The following is a 19,815-nucleotide window of genomic DNA, read 5'->3' as shown; positions in this document are numbered from 1 at the left end:
CTTACTTAAATTTATATTCTAGCAGAGCTGCGGGAGCTAGCGGCTGAGATATGTTTTGTTTTCCTTGGGTAATCGTAACAGTGGTAGGCTTATCACTTAACAGTGTAATGTATAAACGGTCGTTTTCTACTTGCGTCATCACATCGACCTCTTGTGAAAAATCAATAATCACATCGCCTATTGTTAATTGTGAAGTAGCAAATGATATGTTAGTATCATCCTTAGATAAGGTGGTACTATTGTTTTGAGTATCACTAGTAGGGCTAATTGACCAACCGGCAAATATACTACCCATGCTATCTTCATCTATTCTCTTATCGTAGGTGTCAAATGGATAAAGCACCGTCACAAAACTGAAATTATTTGTAGCTGCTTTTTGCACAACAGACCATTCTTTACCACGTTTACCGTCTGTAACCACCTTATCTACGGTATGTAGTTGTAAAATATCTAAGCCGCTTCCATTATCAAAAGTAGCTCTAAGTAGCGCTGGGCTATGCTCACTACTATAATGACCCTGCCAGACTTGCTTGTAAGTATGTGGAGCCTCTGATTCAAAATTATCTTTTACAATCCAGAATTCATTCTCAACATTTATGACTTGTCTAGTATAGCTGACACCTACATTTTCAAATCCGTTGTGTGAGCCTACAAACACATCTGCTGTAGCATTTGCGCTCCACCCTAAGACCTTTGGCGTAGGAAGTTCTTTAAATTTCCCAAAACCGCTTCCTCCTTTATTTGAAGTGTATTGCTTGCCTTGTAACTCTTGATCTACAAGTGCCACATTCTTTACCTTACTATTTTTAAAGAGTTCAAGATCTTCTAGCGAGTAACGTACTTGATAGTTAGGTAATACTACCATTCCATTTGCCATTGCTTGAATACCCAGCATATCTCCATGCTGATGGTCAGGCTTATCTGCATCAAGTCCCGCAGCTATGACAAGCATATTATCTTGGTCATCCCAGCCTTCTCTCATTATATAGTATCCCGTATTTTCAAAACCATAAGAGCCTACTTGAGGCGCTGTAGCTTTAATCTCTTTTAAAGCACCTAGTTGTTCCTTACTTAAATTCCATAAATACTTAGGTTTTACCGTGCTTTTTGCAAAGTATCCCATCTCAGGATCATCAAATAAAAGATACCCCAAGGTAAGTGTCCCAGAAATATCGTTTTTCTCTGCCCAAGGTGCATCTGTATCATCAGATAATACTGGTGCAGATCCGTCTGGAAATGCGATTTTAGTAAGTGTAGTAAACAGTGATCTTAACCGTTCTTCCCAGATGGCACTTACTTTCTTGTTGCTTTTTTGAGCGAGTTGATAGATATAAAAGTAGTTATCAATATCGCTTTGATGATAGTGAATGGTACGTTCAAACTGGAAACCATCTTCATTGATCTCGCGCTGCAAGTGCTGCTCGAGAATACTCATCGCTCTTTCATACCATAAATTTGCATCCTGAAAATCACTGAAAATAATGGCAAGCATAGCCAGCGCACTTAATCCTCTCGTTTGGTGATTACCAGATTTAAACTCGGCATTATTTTCATATAAATGTGAAGCGTGTTGCAACAATGTTGCTACCGTAGTAAGCTGCTCTTTATCTGAATATGCTTTTTCTCCAAGAAATCCATTATGAATTTGCAGCCAATTGAGAACTCTGTAACCAGATCTAAAGGCTTCATAAACTCCGTTTCCATCGGGAATAGTTTCATATTCACCTGCTATTAAAGCATCATTGAGTGACTGCAGCTGGCCTGTGAAGTAATCTATGTATTGTGCATCTTTATCCTTGTAGCGATATAGAAAGGCAATATCCACCATTTTATGCTGTCTCGCTAGGTGCCTAAGACCATATGCATTGATAGGAGTATCATTTTTGTAATTAAAAGGTAACTTCCAGTGCGTACTGGCGTCAAATTTATCTAAGTGATCTTGAGCACGAGCAGTATGAGAAACCTCCATCGCTGGATACAAGGTTTTATACTCCTCAAAACGAGTATCATTCTCTGTCCAGTCGTAAAAGTAACGTTCTTGAAAAACTGTTCTAAAATGAGCAGCAAGTGCCTCTAGTGAGTCATCACCAAGTTCATCTTTAATCTCTTTTTTTAGATAAACAGCAAGGTCTTCTACAGCTACCACCTTATCTGATGGTAATTGCTGAGAACAAAGCGCAAGTGAAAATAAACAAAAACACCACTTCAATAAAGGGAACTGTTGTGGCTTTTGCATTAGTAAACCAGTTTAAGTTTCAGATTTTGAACTACTTTTATTTCACCAGAGTTAGACACTGTATTGTCTATTGGTTCTTGACCTTTTTCTCCCCAAAGAACCGCGACATACTTCACACGATTATTTCTAAACGTGTTATTTGCTAGGGTAACATTTACGATACCTCTTGTCTGTAATAATATATTAGCGCTATCACTAGCACCACATTTTGTAAATGTATTACCCGTAACCACAAGGCTTCCACCTATAGTAGACTCATCATAACCTCCACGGTAATAATCTAGCACGTCACTAGCTACATTTTCAAACTGAGAATCTTCTATAAATACAAAAGCTGCATTATAATCTCCTTTATCATTTACTTCTTTATTAAGTTGGATACCACGCTGCGTATTTTTAATCACACTATTTTTAACCATAATAGTATCAGCAAAAGATGCTTTACTGGTTTCTAACACACTTTTAAATCCGTCTATTTCTACATTATCAAGCCATAATTCATAAGACTGCCCCATGTTTTTGTCAAGCGTTGCAAAAGCATCTGTAGTTGACGTTCCTTTAAGTGAAATGTTTTTGAGCTTGAGTTTTGCTCTTGGTTTTAGCTCAAAACCTTTGGCAGTGTTACTAAATGTAAGTACCGGTTTTTCTGAAGATGCAGATTGAAGAGTTACCGCTTTCGCGAAAGCGTACTTTTCATTAATCTCATAATTACCAGCGCTAAGCTCGATAGTATCTCCATCATTACTTGTCGCAACAGCCTCTGTAAGCTCTGCTGTGGTTGACACTTTTATCGTTTTTCCTGCTTGCTTTTCTAGATGTGGGTTGAACCATGAAGTCCCGTAATTAGTTACGTCGAGCAACGCCGATGCACCCGTACTAGCACCTGCAATTGCCCCCACCTTATTAGTGGACGCTCTTTTATTGCCAAAAATGTCAGTCTCAATCTTATCAAAGTCAAATCCATTATACATCTCAGTCTCTAGTGATTCTGGCGATTGAAAGATTTCTGTAGGTGATGATAATGTCACTTCTTTAGTTAACAAACCATCTGTTTGATAAGCACTTTTATTTTCTACGTTAAGAATGTTATTTTTAAAAGTAACCCCAGTGATGCTATCGTAATTTTTGATGATTTCTGTAGTTTCAATATCTCCGTAGACTAAGTTATTTGCCACAATCATACGTTCTGCACGTGCCGAACGTATTTCTGAAGCCGGAAGGACTTCTGCCTGACTTAGGTTTGCTCCTACTCCAAAATGCCAAGGCGTCTTTGTATTTATAAATGAATTGTGAGCGACTACCACATCTGTAACCTGATTATAACGATTAAGCGGGGACTTAGGAATACCATTCATTACTGCGAGCGGTGCGCGAAATTCATTTCCTTTTAAGTTATAGAAGTAGTTATTTACAATAAGATGACCCGTATTTATGACACGTATACCTCCTATAAACTCAGATGCAACATTGCCTATAAATACATTACCATCTATGGTCGCATAATTACCGTGACGAAGCACTAGCGAACCTTCTGACTCAAAAAAGACATTATTTTTAAACGTATTATAATTAGACTTACTTGAGATAATCTCTACTTCTCCATTACACTTCTCAAAATAATTGTGTTCTACATTTACATAACCCGGTGTCATAGATGTGTAGCTGTCTCCTAGTTGCATAGTCTCAGCACGAGGCCCACCTTTTCTAGGACGTGGTCCAAAGTGGTTATCCTTAATCTGGTGATAGGTATTTACATTTTCATTTCCTTTTAAAAACACGCGAAGTGTAGGACCTTGATTTGTTTTACCAGTAATATAATTATGATCAAATGTATTGTGCTGTCCCCATAATTCGACCCAGTGGTTTTTACTATCGCGATCTGGATTTGTAAAATCTTCTATTACACAATCTGTTACTTGCGAGTGATATGCAATCTTCTCATCATCAATTTTAAAACGTATAATGGTATTCTCTGTGGTATAACCATTTTTAAAATAAAGTCCTTCTACTACAAGATGCTTCCCTCCTAGTTTAAGTGAAGAGTTTCCTTCTAAGATTACTTTCCCAGCATTTTCTGCCTTAAGAGTAATAGGATTTGCCTCCGTTCCTTCTCCGTAAAACTTTATAGCTAGATCTTTCCACACCCCATCTTTAAGACTTATTACATCTCCTGGCTCTGCTTCTTTAATTGCTTCTTTTAATTCCTCTGGGGTAGTGACTGTCTGTGACAATGTAGGCATAGGCTCCTTACAAGAAGTAAAGACAATAAGGCTACATAGAAGAATAAAGAGATATCGAGTCATAAATATGTTGTGAGTATTAAGAGTACGCTTTCGCGAAAGCAAAAAAGCAATACACTTATATTAGAATTATCTAAAATCAAACACTCGCCACATTGCTATTTAAGAGTGTAATAATTTAAAATTTGAGCTTAACGTAAATTGGTTATCCAAACTGGTTTACCAATTTATAATCTCAAATATATAGATAATTACGATACTCACAATTATTTACACAATTATTTATTGAATTATAATTAAACAAGGAAGTAATCACTTATTTCCACACTCAAAGGTATTACTAGCCGAATGATGGAAAATAAGAGTAGACAAAAAATAACTACGTATAATGAAGCTCTAATCAAATATAGGTGCAGATACAATACTACTTAGAAGTAGAATTACTAGCGCTCCAAGAATTATTATAATGATATAAAATTTACGATTGCTCATCTCAATGGTTATTGGTGTAATGCAATCAAAGGACTTGAAGATAAGGGCCCTAAATTTGTGATGGTTGAATGACCTAATCCATACTTGCGGAGAAAATCTGGCTTTTTATCAATCAAGCTAATGATATGGTTGCTATGAGTATTTGCAAACTCCTTGATGTCTGATGTCGTGTTTAGATAATCAACTACTACTGAACTATTAGTAAGCGTTCTCAAGTAATAACACACCTTCGTCTGGTTACTTATCTGTTGATTAGTCATCTCGTTCATACTGTTGCTCACAACAATCTTGAGCGAACCATTTGAAAGTTTTACGATTTCATACCAGCTCTCTATTTCCTCTTCAGATATTTCAGATTTAAAATCTGATACTAATGCAAAGACGGGGTTTCTTTTTTGTTTGGTAGCCTTAGGCATTATGAGAATAGGACATGCTCTTATTTCATCGATGATGAGACTGGTGTTTTTACAGTACATATTAACATCTCTATTTAATTTATCCTTACAAGAAACTACCACAATATCAATTGCTAGCTCGGTGATGTTTTTTTTAATACCAGAGATAAGTCCGGTGCACTCTGAGGTTGCATTAAAGCTGTGATTCTTATTTCTACTATTATAAGAGTATTTTTTAATCAAGCGCCCTAGGCGCTTTTGCGATTCTAGTTTAGGACGTTCAAACCAATCCTCATCTGCTTGTAGTAGTTGGATTGCATTGAGACCTTGAACGTTGTAATTGTAGGTATTGAGAAAATAGAATTCACACACTTCTCGTTTAAAGAATTTGACAGCATAATCTATAGCATCACAGTTATGATGATTTAAATAAATAGGTATTAATATCTTTTTCATATCTCTATTTTTAGCTGCGTTTATATTTAGAGAGCGCTATGTAAATAACCTTCCTTAGTTGTTTAAATTCAATCATAAGATTGCTATATAAATCTCTTCTCCCCTCGTGTTCTTTTGCTCTTACTACATCATATGTTCTTTCACTGTATTCATATTCACGTTTTAATTCTTGCTCATATTTGCACAATGAAGCCATAACGAGGGTGTTTTTCCTTCTAAAACCCTGTAGCATTGCAGAAAGGGTGCTATTTTTAATAAGTCTTTTCTCTATTAATTGCAGGTAATCAATTTCAAGATTAATACTTTCAATGGCGTCTATCCATTGGCTCAATTCAATGAGGTCTTTTTCTATAAACAACCTTCTATAAGCGTCGATTTTATGTGATAATATGGTATCCAAGTAGTATGTTTTTTTGGCATTATGCAGGTTGTGCTACTTGAGAAATTTTTCCTTGAAGCTCTTTAAAAAAAGTGTCCTTAAGTTTACGGTACTTATCTATGTGAAAGAGGTACATCCTTCTACATTTTTCATGTTCTTGTATAAACGTCATATCACAATGAACATCCTCACACTCTGCAATAGTATCTCTAGAAACTTTAAATTTTTGAAGCTCTACCAAGATTACATCATTCTCTATTTGCTTCATTTCAAACCGCTGAGAGGTAGATTCTTGTTCTAATCTTTTTTGAGCCGGCTGTGCATTATAAAACTGTATGAGATTGCCTAGCTCTTTACGTATGTAGGTAAGGTGATTAATCCAGTTATGAAGCTCCATCGTGTTGATTTTATGGGCAACATCTACTTCACTGTCATGAGCATATATTTCTATATTTAATTCCTTCATAGTATATTTTTTTAAAGAACAACTTCCATAGTGTGTTCTAGTGTATCTTGTATGACCTTTATTATGGTGAGCTCTTGCATTCCAGTAGGAAACATCCAACTTATAATAGCACCTTCCTTATTCCCAAATATTGCGGATCCCATAGGTGTGAGCACAGAGACCTTACTTAATGTCACATCTTTATCTGCAGGCACTACCACTTGTAGTGTTTTCTCCCAACCTCGATCTGAGGATACTGTTACCTTGCTATTAAAACGTATTACGTTTAAAGGCATGTCACAGTCATCTACTATATGAGCACTTTTAAGCTCATTACTCAACCGCTGCAATGACTTTTGCGTTTCAAAATCATCTACATATCCCGAGATATTGAGTACGCGATTTAAAAACACGTACTCTCTCTTTTCTAATATTAGACCATTACATTCCATATTATAGTGATTAGATACATTTAAAATCAAGGAAAAATCCCTCGTTGTATGTAAGCCTTTTCTATTCTCTTTATAGCAATACAATATGCCGCTGTTCTCATATCCATAGATTCACTCTGAGCAAAAGCATGAACTTTATTAAATGATTCCCTCATTTTTTTCTCTAGCTTAACCATCACCTCATCCAGTTGCCATAACTCTCCGTTACGGTTTTGTAACCACTCAAAATAACTTCCTATTACTCCTCCAGAATTACATAGAATATCAGGAATGATAGTGATTCCTCTATCTAAGAGTATACGCTCACCGTCACCATTGGTAGGTCCGTTTGCACCTTCGGCAATGAGTCTTGCTTTTATAGTAGGCGCATTTTCCTTAGTAATTTGATTTCCTAAAGCTGCAGGAATACAGATATCACAATCTGTGGCATAAAAGTCATATTGTGCTAGTACAGCAGACTCAGGAAAGTCCACAATACTTCCATTATTTGCTTTGCTATAATTAAAGAGATCTTCTACATTAATTCCTTCTTTATTCTCGATAGCGCCAAAAGCATCTTGAACGGCTACTAGCTTTGCTCCTTCTTGCTCTAGAAAATGTGCAGCCCAGTAACCTACGTTACCAAAACCTTGAACGATAAATTTTTTATTATCTAAAGACTCCTCATTGCGCTCTGCCCAATATTTAATGGTGAGATATACACCGTAACCTGTTGCACGATCACGGCCCTCTAATCCTCCACTTCCATCTGGTTTTCCCGTAACTACATGCTGGTTTGCTGTGCGCTCTGCTGGAGGACGCGTACTCATATACGTATCTGCCATCCATGCCATGGTCTGGCTATTTGTATTTACATCTGGTGCAGGAATATCATGTTCTGGACCTATATTATCTGCAAGAGCAAACGTAAATCTGCGCGTAATACGCTCTAATTCTGTTTGAGAATATTTTGAAGGATCTAGCTGGATACCACCTTTACCACCACCATAAGGAAGACCTGCAAGTGATGTTTTCCAGGTCATCCACATAGCAAGAGCTCTCGCTGCATCAATATCTACCGTAGGGTGATAGCGTAAACCACCCTTGTAAGGTCCTAAGGCATTGTTGTGCTGCACTCTATATCCTGTAAAAATCTCAACATCTCCATTATCCATTTTTACTGGAAAATGAACCACAATCTCATTGTTTGTGATGCTCAAGATTTTTCTAATGCTAGGGTGAAGTTCAATATGATCTGCAGCACTGTTAAACTGCTCCATCACATTATCCATCATACCTCTCACAGGTACTTTTTTACTCTTCTTATCTAAAGTTACTACTTCCATAATCAAAGCCACTAGTGCTATTTATATATTATTTAAAAAGACGATTTGAAATACTTCTTTCCTTGTATCTCTCTGTGATATATTTACTTTTTGGTTTTTTGCTACCCGCTTTTTTTGGAGCTATAGCGCTTAACATTGAATTGAAATTCATCTTTAATACTCTTTAAATTGTTTCTTATTTGTTATTGTTTCACAAAGATTTGAAGCCCTAGTCACCTACATAGATGATATAAGCTTCTTTTACTTTGATAAGATAATGGCAATCTATATGCCAGTGCGCGTGCCAGAAAGATGCACAAATAGAAGAACGCAATGTTTACAAGGGTTTTCACGCTTTCGCGAAAGCGTAACAAGAAACCACAGCCGAGTAATAATTACCCAGCTGAGGAAAAATGAATCGCTAATTAATATTATTTTATGGAAAAATGGATGCAATATTCATACAGTAGCATGGGTATGAAATCACCTTTTGAAAGAGCCTATTAATCTTCTAACTTACTACGCAAAGTCTTGCGGTCTATGCCTAGAATTTGGGCTGCTTTGGTTTTATTGTTTTCCATAGCACTCAGCACTTTCCCTATATGAATTTTCTCCATTTCCTTGAGGGAAAGTAAGCCATCCTCAGGAAAATCAATAGCATATTTAAGAGCTTCTGGTAGGTGTGCAACTTCAACGACTTTATCACACATAATAACGGCTCTCTGTATGATATTTTCAAGTTCGCGTATGTTACCAGGCCAGTCATAACGTTGTAAAATGGCTGTTGCTTCTGGTGTGATTTTTATAAAACGATCTTTGAACTCTACGCCATACTTAAAAAGAAACTTTTCAATAAGCAAAGGAATATCCTCCTTACGTTCTCGCAGTGGAGCGACATCAACCTCAACCACGGTAAGACGGTAATAGAGGTCTTCTCTAAAAGTTCCTTTTTTTATCATCTCCTTGAGATCACTATTGGTTGCTGCGATAACGCGGACGTCTATTTTATCAGGTTTTTGAGCGCCTACTTTCACCACTTCCTTCTCTTGCAATACTCGCAACAATCGTGATTGCACGGCAGTAGATGCGTTACCTATCTCATCGAGAAAAATAGTCCCACCATTTGCTGCTTGAAAAAAGCCATCCCGGTTTTTATCGGCTCCTGTAAATGCTCCTTTAGTATACCCAAACAACTCTGACTCTAATAAGTTTTCTGGGATACCGCCACAGTTTACTGCAATAAACGGTGCTCGCGAAAATTTACCTTGATAATGAATAGCTCTTGCCACAAGCTCTTTACCGGTACCACTCTCACCTTTGATAAATATGGTTGCTTTATTATCCTTTACACGCTCTATAATCTGGATAACACTATTAATCTTATCAGAGTTTCCTATAATCTCACCATAGGCTTTGTGCTGTGTGTTACTCGTAAGCTGATGTTCTTTGCGACTAGTAGCTAAACTTCCGTCATCATTTACGAATGACTTATTAATGGCCGCTTTTAATTCAATTTTAGTAAAAGGCTTGGTCAGGTAGTCTACAACTCCAGACTTTATCGCAGCGAGGGAATCTTGGACAGAGGGATAACCAGTCACTATAAGTTTAGGCAACTGTGGGTAATGCTCAGACACAAAATTAATGAGTTCTGTGCCATCTATCTCTGGCATTTTGAGATCTGTAATAAGTAAATCTATATGTGTATCACGTAGTATTTGAACTGCCTCTTTTACAGACACTGCCTTATAGGTATGATAGTTCCATGATTGCAAGTGACGCTGCAACAGCTCTAAGATGTTGATATCATCATCTACTATTAATATGTTCTCTTTATTGAGTTGCATAGCGTCTTAAAATCTAGGTAGCATTACGGTAAATGTAGCGCCTTTGTCTTTATTATTTCTAGCTGTAATAGTTCCCTTGTGACTCGCTACAATACCATGTACCACACTAAGACCCAGCCCAGAGCCATCACCCGTAGGTTTTGTTGTAAAAAAAGGCTGAAACACTTTATCTAGCACCTCACTAGATAATCCTACGCCTTCGTCTTTAATTTTTAAAATAATAGATCGATCAGATTGCGATGCCGTTATTGTTACAAGTCCGTTTTCTGGCGAAAAATAAATAGCATTTATGATTAGATTAAAGATAATCTGAGTGATTTGAATCGTATCTGCTTTAAGCCATAGTTCTTGATCATCAATGTCTATCAGATAATTAACCTTTGCTTTTTTAAACGCAGCTTCTAGTAATGCTACGGCACCTTTAATACTAGGCACCATATTAAGCGCTTGCATTTCTTGCGGCATCTCACAGGCAAAAAACATTAACTTTTTTACAACCTCACGGGAGAAAATAGCATTCTTTATAATCTTATCAAGATCTTCTGTTACGCTTTCATTACTCGCTATATCTTCTTTTAAAAGCTCTGCAAATCCTAAAATATTGGCTAGTGGCGTGTTGAGTTCATGTGCAATTCCCGCAGTAATCTCACCTAGAATACCCAGACGATCTGCACGTTCCATCTGCCTCTTAAGTGAGGTTTCATTTTGCTGTATTTCTATACGCTCTAGTAGGTTTCCTATTTTCTGAGCGACACTATCCAATAATTGTTTTTCTTCCTTTAAAAAAGAGCTCTTACCTATCAGGTAGGCAGTAATCATCCCATTAGGCTTATTAAATACTTGAATAGGCGCTTCTAAACAGATAGCTTCATTCGTACGCTCTGTAATTGTGGACCATAATGAGGTCTCAATAGAAATCTCTGTGTTGCTAGGATATTGAAAGCCTTTCTTTAAGCTAAATGCAATAGCATTGAGCGTTTCTTGCATTTGATCTACATCTGCATGTACAATAATAGAGGACACTTCATAAAGGCAGGTGAGCTCTTTAATCCTTTCTTTAAGTTCGTCTTCTGTAGTTGCCATACTTAATGCATTTCAATTATTTACAGGTAGCTACTATCTCTATGAACGCAACAGCTTTTTACCTGTAGTCACAAAAGAAATTCCTTGCTGGCCGTAGGTACTTATCATAATCGCCTCAATGATAGGCTCATTAGTATCAGGCTGTATTTTCCAGTCGAAGATAAAGTTTGCGCCTGTTCCTCCTTCTTTATCCACACCGTCTATAACAATCTGAACGGTCTCCATAGGCTTGATAAAAATGGTTTTGTCAAAATACACACGTATTGGCTTGCCATAGGTGTTATAGTACACTGCCTTGTCAACAAACACCTGCGCTTCTCGATTAGGATTATGCAAACTTATGGTCGCCGTTAAATCTGCCTGATCATTTTCTGTGCGTAAGTAAATTTGCGAGTAAATAGACAAAAAAGTACTCCCCGACTCTAGTGAATCATTTATCGCCCCCTTCACTGTTCGTTTCTCCCAATTTACTGGATCTACAGAACTAAGTGGCTTTGGCTCCTCACATGAAAGAAGTAATAGATATACTAAGACAAAAGGAAGTAAATATTTCATAATAGGGTCGAGATATATTTAAGGTGTACATACTATAACAGATACGTACTACAAGATATCAAATTTCTGGGTTTAAATTAGTGTGTGGTGTTTGTATCTCGTGTTTTAGAGGGAATCTTTCGAAAATCTACATCTAGATTTGTTTCTAAATAAATTCACCGTAGCACCTCACAATCTCAAGAAGATCACAGTAATTAATCATTATATCACGCTTTCGCGAAAGCGTAACAACTACTCAGTAAGGTTATAAGCATTTACGGCATCAGATACTTCATAACCCAGACGTAATCCTTCTGTGCAATCCATTCTCACATGTACTCCTAGTGGAAGTCTAGAGAAAGCACTTTCTTGAGCCATTTCTGAAAGCGAATTATATTGTCTAGGCGCTCCTCTAAACTCGGTTCTACCTTCGTGCGTTTTGTCTATAAAAATCATAGTGTTTCCAAACTCATTGATAAATACCCCAGCTGCCGCCGAAGAAAATGCAGAATGACCCGAAGGATACCCTGGAAATGACGGATTAGGCCAATTAATAAACCTATATAAATTGGTTTGATATAATGGGTCAATATGCGCCTGGATATAGACGCTAGGGCGCATGACCATATACTCATACTTATCTGCCCATGTGGAAACAGCAGCATCGTTCAATGAAAAGCCTAACTTTAAAAGCATCATAAGTGATTGCTCATAACTCACATCCATTTGATCTATCAACTGATTTGCAATTGATACTTGGCGACCAGGAGGACTCATCATAAGACCTTCTACATCATCAGACCAGAACTCTGCTACCCATAGGTCATCATTATCTTCTTCTCTAGCTGCGTTGTTGATGGTATACACTTCCATCATCTCGTTATAAAAGTCGCTATCTACATTAGTGCTATAATTAATTGCTGGCGGCACACTCGATGTCTCTTCTGATGATATTACAAACGTTCTTGCGGTACCCCAATAAGGAAACCAAGCTCGCTCCTCATCTGCACTGTACGTCCAATAGCCTTCACCTGCAGGAGGTTCATAAGCATAGGGTTGTGGTTCTATTATTTGAGATTCTGCAGCAGTATCAGTTTGACTGTATGCAATTACTCGTTCTGCAACGTAGGTTCCCCAGGCTATAGATTTTGTAATTACATCTGCACTTAAACCTTCTTGAAGTCTGATTTCTTGGGCATTTTTATGTTGGCCAATTTTCACATCTATATCACCTTGCACATTATACATGAAATGATCAAAAACTAGTGCATAGCAAGTATTCAAAGCTACTTTGATGTCTAAATTATCTGGACGCTCATTAAAATTAATAGCAAATCCATCAAGATTATTTACGTTAGACTGGTTGCCACCTACATCTGCAACCGCTACTTCATAAGCCGCGAGATGTATATAAGCTAAAGATCTGGCAGTTGCGACAGGTCTCATCCCATAAGCATACCGGTCTATTTCTAACCATAGTGTATTCCAATCTGTGATGAGCTGTGTGGCTGGGTCTGTAACGATTATTGAAGTATCAATAATATCAGACACTTCTAAGTTTTGATTGAGACCCACATCATCTACATCATCTTGACAAGATTGAAATAGGACTACAACAAGGAGTCCTAGTACTAACGTATATATATGTGGGATTCTCATAATGAATTACTTAAGTAGTTTAATAAAGAGATAACAATTAAAAAATTACCTGTAAAATACTATTAATAGGTTTATAATGAATATTTATTTTTATGAAAATACAATTACAATTCATACGACACTTTTTACAATTACTAACATAATTCAAAAGTACTCAAAGACTCATAATCAACGAACTGCAACTATAGACAAATATACAAGTACTTAAAATATATTATAGAAAAATCATCGATTAAATACACTTATCATCTACAAAATACACAATTTAACTTTTTTGTTAACATTTATTATTGATTTTTATTTAGTTTAGTAGTTTCAAAAAATAAACCCTCTAGAAATTAAGGTATCCCAAATTCCTTAATTGACTTAAACCTACTATTGCTATGAAGCAAACCTACTTAAAGGTTGTTATCCTTATCGTTGTACTTGTCTTTGGTACAATCGCTACAGTTCAAGGGCAACACAATCACGTAAATGGAAAACGTATTAAAATTTCCGATCCAACACCAAGCCAACTCACATTGATTGCTACCTCGGGTATAGACCTTAAGTGTGGTGCTGAGATTTTTGGCAATGACCTTGTTTTAGAACTTACTGATTCACAAGTTGAAATTATACAACAACAAAATATTTCATTTACTACTTTAGTAGAAGATACACATGCCTTCTACAAAGAACAAAGTGAGGTTGAATTACCAAAAGCAAAGCAGGAACTTAATGCCTTAAAATCTTTAAGTTATTCTAATAATGAAACTAGATCCTTAAGTACAACGGGTACTACTATTTCTAACATTATTCAATACGAAGGGGAAACAGAAATAAACTGGCAGACTCCACAAAATTTTGAGTTAGGAAGCATGAATGGTTGTCTAACCTATGGGGAGATGCTTTCAGAATTAGATAGAATGAGACAATTATATCCTAATTTAATATCTGTGCGTAAAGATGCATCCCTTGCTGAGGACGGCTCAGGTACGCCAATCAAAACCCACGGTAATTCATTTACTAATGGTGGTCAGTATGATAGTTGGAATCCTCAAACTATATATTACGTACGTATTTCTGATAACCCAAACACGGATGAATCAAATGAACCAGAATCTTTTTATAGTGGAATGAGTCACGCTCGTGAAGCAAGTAGCATGATGAACCTCATCTATTACATGTGGTATGTACTTGAAAACTATGAAACAGATGCAGATATTAAAAACTTAGTAGATAATCATGAGATGTATTTCATTCCCGTAGCCAATCCAGACGGATTGCTTTGGAACGAGCAGCTTGCTCCGAATGGTGGTGGCTTTCAACGTAAAAATTTAAATCCCTCTGCTAATACCGGTGTCAATTATAGTCGTGGAGTAGATTTAAATAGAAATTACGATTACTTCTGGGGTTCAAATACTGCCTATACTGGAAATGGAGTAGGATCTAATAATGACCCAACAACTGATGTTTACAGAGGCACCACAGCATTTTCTGAACCAGAAACGAGAATTACAAAAGCATTTGTTGCAAATCACGATTCAAAAACAGCTCTCAACCATCATGCAACCTCAAACTTGCTGCCTCATGGATATAATGCGTATCCAGGTTCTCCTGCGTCGGGTCGTGAAGACGACTATGTGAAATTCTGTCACGATCTCACACGATTTAACCGATACGTTTATGGAGAAGCCCCTAATGTTCTTACGGTTGCAAATGGAGACATGAGTGACTGGATGCTAGGTGGTGATCCAGACCCACTTAATGGTGGTAGTGTAGGATCAGGAAAAGGTATCCTTGCTCTTGCGCCAGAAAATGGAAATGCTCTAGGTGAAGAAGCAGACCCGCAATTTAGTTCTGGATTTTGGCCTTCACCTTCCCAGATTGTAATCATTGCGGCTAGAGCAACAAGAATGAATCTTGTAAACGCTCTCTTTGCTGGAAAATTAGCTCAATTACATGACGAAACTCCTTCTAATATTATAGCACCCTCTGGTGATCTAAAATTTGGTGTAGAATATTTAGGAATGACTTTGAGCCCTCTAACATTAAACGTAACTCCTGTTTCTTCAAACATTACTTCTATTGGGACAATTCCTACCATTAATCTCACCAAACAACAACAAACTGACGTTACAGCATCGTACCAATTGGGAACCATAGCTCCTGGAGACACTATTGAATATGAGGTTACTCTTAGTAATGACACTCATATTATTTACCAAGCTACGATACAGAAAACTTACCAACCATCAGAACTTTTTATTGATGATATAAATCCTACCTCAATTTCTAACTGGACGAGCTCTGGTAGCGGGACGGAATGGGTAACATCTGCCACAAGTGGTTTTGGAAATTCTAGAGGTATTACTTTTGATGCCACACCTCCATATGCCAATGATAGAAATGTACAACTCACACTTAATCAAAGTTTCGACATCTCAAATTTATCTTCTACTACCCTTATACAGTTCTATGCTAAATGGGATTTAGAACGTAATTTTGATTATGCTCAATTACAAGGTCGAGATGGCAATTCAGGACAATGGATTCCATTAAGTGGTAAGTACACAAAACCAGGCTCTACGCTTGCCTCTATGCGCTACAATCCAGCAAATGGGTCTGGTGGCATAGCAAAATCAACAGCAGATCGTGATAATCAACCTGACAATCTGCCGTTATTTGAAGGCTTTAAAGGTAATAAATGGGTACTTGAGGAGATAGAAATTAGCCCCGAAGCCAATAGTTTCTTAGCAGGAGCATCAGACCTACAACTACGTTTTGTATTTGATAGTGATTCATCAAATAATGCTGACGGTTATACAACTACATTTGCAGGATTCTCCTTTGATGAATTTAGAGTCTTAAATGTAGCTACAGATAGATCTTGTATTTCTGGAACTACGCCCGTAAATCATGAAGATTTTGAAATAGGTCTTGGTGACTGGACCCAAAATTTAAATGATGACGGTGATTTAACTCATGGATCTGGGAGTACTGCAACAACAGGTACAGGGCCTAGTGCTGCATCTCAAGGAACTTATTATTTTTATACTGAGGCATCAAGCAACTCTATTGGAGTAGGGTCTAATGCAGAGGTAATTATTACTAGTCCATGTATAGACTGGAGTGGTGGTCTTACTGGAACATTTGATTTTGATTATCATATGTTAGGTACAAACGTCGGATCTCTAGTAGCTGAAGTAAAATTGAGTAATAGTTCAGCTTGGACACAAATATTTACTCGATCTGGTGCACAAAGTACAAACGGAACAGATTGGAAAAATGCAACCATAAATTTAAACGCATATAGTAATGAGGTTTTTCAAATAAGATTTATAATAACCACAGGAAATGGCGCGTCTAGTGATATTGCCATTGATAATCTTAGAATTGACCCTACAGACACAACGGACCCTATTGCAATTTGTCAAAACACCACAGTAAGCCTTGGATACGACGGCATCGTAGTATTACAACCATCACAGATAAATGATGGCTCCACAGATAATATTGGGATAGAAATTTATAGTTTAGATGTAGATACTTTTGACTGTACAAATGTTGGAGCAAATACTGTTACTCTTACTGTTACAGATTTTAAAGGAAATATAGATACTTGTACAGCTACAGTTACCGTAGTGAATGATGAAGCTCCGCTAAACTTACAAGCAAGTAACATTCAAGCGACAACTGCTACACTTAACTGGGTAGCAACACCAAACAACTCTTATACAGTGCGCTTTCGCGAAAGCGGAACAACAACTTACACTAGTATAAATACCACAACTAATAGTCTTGACCTAACAGGTCTAGAGGTTGGTGAAACATACGAAGCTCAAGTAAAGGCTACTTGCACAGCAGGTGGTGATTCTCCATACAGTGCAGCTAGTACATTTACAACACAACTTACATACTGTATTTCAGAAGGAAGTACAGATTTTGCAAATGGGATTACACGTGTCATTCTAGGAGATATAGATCAATCTTCAGGTCCTGAACCTGCTTATACTGATTTTACAACAGAGATTACAACACTCTCTAGAGGATCTTCTCATAATCTCACAATTCACCTTAATACCATTGGTAGTAATAGTCATACAACAACAGTTTGGATAGATTGGAATAGAAACGGAGATTTTACAGACACTGGCGAATCATATGATCTAGGTATAGATATTGATAAAGCTAACCAACCTACTGACAGCTCTCCATTCACAATTATAGTGCCTATAGATGCGGTACTAGGAAACGTAAGAATGAGAGTAAGCAATAAATTTAATGCGCCATCTACTCCTTGTGAGATTGGCTTTTTTGGAGAAGTAGAAGATTACACTATTACTATTGAAGCTGCAAACTACGTATACGATGCTGGAGCTTGGTCACCTCAAGATCCAAGTGGTATAGCTACAAGTAATGATAATATAGAAGTGCGTTCTGGAGCTCCTACCCTATCTGCAAATACAGTAGTAAATAATGTAACCATACTTGCCGGAGCAACACTAGATCTAGCAGCTACTACCCTAGATATAAATGGTAACATTACAAACTCTGGCGCTATCTCTGGAGCAAGTGGTACACTTTTAATAACGGGAAGCTCTCCTCAAGAAATTGCAGGTAATGCTCTTGAAATCGCCAACTTAGTTATAGATAACAGTGACACAACCCAAGGTGTTACCTTAAGCACAGCAGTTTCCGTAAACAAATTGTTGACGCTAACTGATGGTACACTTAATACAGGAAATACACTTACCCTATTGAGTAATGCGACAAGAACTGCAATGATTGATGTTATCACAGGAGGTACTATCTCTGGTAATGTGACTACAGAACGATACATTCCAGCAAGAAGGGCTTTTAGATTACTCTCTAGTCCTGTAACCACAACCACAAGTATCAATGCAAACTGGCAAGAAGGTGTTAATAACACAGGCACCTCTTTCCCTACAGATAATATAAATCCTAATCCTGGTTATGGTACTCATATCTCAGGTTCTTTAACTGGTGCAAATGGTTTTGATGCTACGGCTTCTGGAAATGGTTCTATCTTTAAATTAGATAATGCATCACAGTCATGGGAAGGTGTTGTCAATACAGATATAAATACATTGACTGCTGGTGAGCCTATTAGACTTTTAGTAAGAGGTGATCGTAGTGTCAATGTAACAAGCAATGCTGCCACTCCTACACCTACTACATTAAGAGCGACAGGGACCATAGCAACGTCTCCTGTAAGTGTAACTGGCGCTGCACTCAACCACACCGCTGGGGCATTTAACTTTATAGGAAATCCATATCAAGCTTCCCTAAATATAAACACGGTACTTTCAGCTGCTACAAATGTGAGAACTGGAGAGATATGGGTATGGGATGCTACACTAGGAGCAAGAGGCCAGTATATAACTGTTCTTTTAGATGGAACTGGCTCAAGCAATGGAGCAAATTCTAAAGATTATCACTACTTACAGCCAGGGCAGGCTATTTTTACAGCAACAAATGCTACTGTAACAGACAGTAGTACTGAGATAATCTTTAATGAGACAGATAAAGTTCCAGGTAATGAAGTGCCTTTGTACAGCAACACATCAAATACTATTTCCACCTCACCTCACCTCATAGGTAGATTATATAGAAGTGAGCACTATGGTGAAGAAATAGGTTTACAGGACAACTTTGTAATCCTTTATAGCGATAGCTACAGCAATGATGTAACCTCAGAAGATGTTTCGAAGTTCTTTAACATTGATGAGAACATGGGCGTTTTAAAAGATGGCGGACTCTTAAGTATTGATAAAGTAGCTATGCCTACAGAAGATGATCAAATACAGCTTTACAATGCACTGTATCGCACTAGTAATTACACATTAGATCTTGACATCTATGGATTAAATGAGGTTGAAACATATCTTAAAGACAACCACACTGGTGAAACTACTTTACTAGAAGAAGGATTAAACACTATCTCCTTTACAGTTGACAATGATGTTGAAACTAGTGTAGATACAAATCGTTTTGAAATTCTTTATCAACGCGACGTGTTATCAACGTCAAATGAGGAGGTGATTAACTTTGCTATGTATCCTAACCCTATCACTAATGGGACGTTAACAATCACGTCTACTACATTTTCAGGAAGTCATGTAGATGTGGTAATCACAAATTTACTAGGGCAAATAGTTATGAGTAAGGCGGCTTCGTTCATTGGCAATAAAACGGTACTTCATGATCTAGACCAACTAAGTAGTGGTATGTATATACTATCTATAAAAGGTGAAAATAACAAGGCATCTCATAAAATTGTCATACAATAATAA

At 37.2% G+C, this 19,815-nt stretch carries 12 protein-coding genes; 1 reads left to right on the top strand and 11 read right to left on the bottom strand.

The features are described 5' to 3' along the window. Position 1: 1 nt before the first annotated feature. From ACJJVW_RS11465 to ACJJVW_RS11415, 11 genes are all read right to left on the bottom strand, one after another. A complete protein-coding gene (locus tag ACJJVW_RS11465) occupies positions 2-2,236 on the bottom strand; it encodes a heparinase II/III family protein (protein WP_405251993.1) in 2,235 nt (744 codons plus the stop codon). Further along, positions 2,236-4,539: a chondroitinase-B domain-containing protein gene (locus ACJJVW_RS11460; protein WP_405251990.1), complete on the bottom strand. Its 2,304-nt coding sequence runs from the start codon at positions 4,537-4,539 to the stop codon at positions 2,236-2,238. The genes ACJJVW_RS11465 and ACJJVW_RS11460 overlap by 1 nt, the downstream gene beginning before the upstream one ends. Before the next feature lie 437 nt (positions 4,540-4,976). Then, entirely contained in the window at positions 4,977-5,819 is an 843-nt protein-coding gene (locus tag ACJJVW_RS11455) for a hypothetical protein (protein WP_405251988.1), read from the bottom strand. Positions 5,820-5,829: 10 nt separating this feature from the next. Then, entirely contained in the window at positions 5,830-6,219 is a 390-nt protein-coding gene (locus ACJJVW_RS11450; RefSeq protein ID WP_339847169.1) for a hypothetical protein, read from the bottom strand. Positions 6,220-6,238: 19 nt separating this feature from the next. Continuing rightward, complete coding sequence (locus ACJJVW_RS11445; RefSeq protein WP_405251985.1) at positions 6,239-6,664, bottom strand: hypothetical protein; 426 nt, start codon at positions 6,662-6,664, stop codon at positions 6,239-6,241. Between the two features lie 11 nt (positions 6,665-6,675). Continuing rightward, complete coding sequence (locus tag ACJJVW_RS11440) at positions 6,676-7,095, bottom strand: GreA/GreB family elongation factor (protein ID WP_405251983.1); 420 nt, start codon at positions 7,093-7,095, stop codon at positions 6,676-6,678. 26 nt (positions 7,096-7,121) lie between these two features. Further along, complete coding sequence (locus ACJJVW_RS11435; protein ID WP_298326118.1) at positions 7,122-8,420, bottom strand: Glu/Leu/Phe/Val dehydrogenase; 1,299 nt, start codon at positions 8,418-8,420, stop codon at positions 7,122-7,124. Between the two features lie 482 nt (positions 8,421-8,902). Next, positions 8,903-10,243, bottom strand: coding sequence for a sigma-54-dependent transcriptional regulator (locus tag ACJJVW_RS11430; RefSeq protein WP_405251981.1), 1,341 nt, complete (start codon positions 10,241-10,243; stop codon positions 8,903-8,905). Positions 10,244-10,249: 6 nt separating this feature from the next. Further along, positions 10,250-11,326, bottom strand: coding sequence for a sensor histidine kinase (locus ACJJVW_RS11425; protein WP_405251979.1), 1,077 nt, complete (start codon positions 11,324-11,326; stop codon positions 10,250-10,252). A gap of 39 nt (positions 11,327-11,365) precedes the next feature. Continuing rightward, positions 11,366-11,881, bottom strand: coding sequence for a DUF3124 domain-containing protein (locus ACJJVW_RS11420; protein WP_298326127.1), 516 nt, complete (start codon positions 11,879-11,881; stop codon positions 11,366-11,368). 231 nt (positions 11,882-12,112) lie between these two features. Next, positions 12,113-13,519 (bottom strand): vanadium-dependent haloperoxidase, encoded by a 1,407-nt coding sequence (locus tag ACJJVW_RS11415; protein ID WP_405251976.1) that lies wholly within the window; start codon positions 13,517-13,519, stop codon positions 12,113-12,115. A 383-nt stretch (positions 13,520-13,902) separates the two neighbouring features. Here ACJJVW_RS11415 and ACJJVW_RS11410 point away from each other — a divergent pair, with 383 nt between their 5' ends. After that, positions 13,903-19,812: a M14 family zinc carboxypeptidase gene (locus ACJJVW_RS11410; protein ID WP_405251974.1), complete on the top strand. Its 5,910-nt coding sequence runs from the start codon at positions 13,903-13,905 to the stop codon at positions 19,810-19,812. The last annotated feature ends 3 nt before the right edge of the window (positions 19,813-19,815 follow it).

The organism is Dokdonia sp. Asnod3-C12 (genome assembly GCF_045063975.1).
GTDB lineage: Bacteria > Bacteroidota > Bacteroidia > Flavobacteriales > Flavobacteriaceae > Dokdonia.
Note: the sequence above shows the minus strand (reverse complement) of the source record. Positions and strands in the feature narration are given on the sequence as shown.